Consider the following 1403-nt stretch of genomic DNA (forward strand, 5'->3'; position numbering starts at 1 on the left):
TTTGAGGAGTTGGTGGAAAAGCTAAATGTGAAGCGGGATATGAGCCGCCATCCGCTGTTCGATACGATGTTTACCCTGCAAACCACCGAGGAAGGCGAACTGCAACTGGCAGATCTGAGCTTCCGTCCATACGGCTTGGAACAAACGCCAGCGAAGTTTGATTTGACGCTGGAAGCCAGGGAGGAAGAGGCAGGTATCCAGTTCGGATTGCAGTATGCAACTGCGTTGTACGAGCGCGAAACGGTAGAACGGATGACGCGTCACTTTATTCGTTTGGCCGAAGCGGTGGCGGCGAACCCGGATGCGAAGCTGGGTGAGCTGGAGTTGATTACGGCAGAAGAAACCGAGCAGATTCTGAAGGTATTCAATGACCCGAACGCACATAGCATGCGTTGTACTGAACACAGACAGGTGCAAGGTCGTTCACTCAGCGAACGTTTTGAAGAACAAGCTGAGCGCAACCCTGAACGGATAGCAGTTGTGTCTGGGGACACGGTACTGACCTACACTGAGCTGAATGAGCGTGCGAACCAATTGGCTCGTGTGTTACGAGCCAAAGGGGTCGAAGCAGATCAACCGGTGGGCGTATTGCTGGAACGTTCTGCGGATATTCTGGTGAGCATTCTGGGGGTACTGAAGGCCGGAGGCGCGTATGTGCCGATGGATACGATGTATCCACAGGAGCGCATCGACTACATGCTCCAAGACAGTGGGGCCAAGGTCGTGATTACAAGCAGAGTCGCCAACCTGTCGCTCATCTTGCCATCCACAGTTCGAGCTGTAGTCTTGGATGACGAGGAGGTTCAGGCTCAACTGAACGCACAGGATGCGAGCAATCTAATCCCTGTCGCTCGCCCGCATAACCTGGCCTATATGATTTACACGTCAGGTACCACCGGTCAGCCGAAAGGGGTCATGATCGAGCAGGGCAGTGTTAGCAATCTGGTAGATGCTTTATTGGAACGAGTATACAGCCGTTACGAACAGCCGCTTCATGTCGCATGGCTGTCGGCATTTGTATTTGACGCTTCAGTGAAGCAAATCTTTGCCAGCTTGCTGTTAGGCCACACCCTGCACGTGGTGTCCCGTGACGTCAGTCTGAGCGGAGAGCATTTGATCGCCTACTACCGCACGCACCGGATTGATCTGTCGGACGGCACACCTGCGCATCTGCATATTTTGAACGAAAGCGTCAGTGTGACGGAAGCGCCGGAAGTGAAGCATTACCTGATCGGTGGCGAAGCATTATCCGTGCAGCTGGTAAATGTGTTCCTGCACAAGTGGTCCGGGTATCGTCCGGTCATTACCAACGTGTACGGTCCGACCGAAACCACGGTAGATGCGACTGCTTATACGATTGAAGATGTAGAGTCCCTGAACGCACTGCTGGAAAAAGGGGAGCA

General features: G+C 53.5%; 1 protein-coding gene. It reads left to right on the plus strand.

The window, feature by feature from the left end; genetic code table 11:
- Positions 1-1403: AMP-binding protein (locus tag AC5ELV_RS26270; RefSeq protein WP_493432454.1), on the plus strand; the 1403-nt coding region annotated here is incomplete at both ends.

This window comes from Paenibacillus sp. NMA1017, from assembly GCF_058895805.1.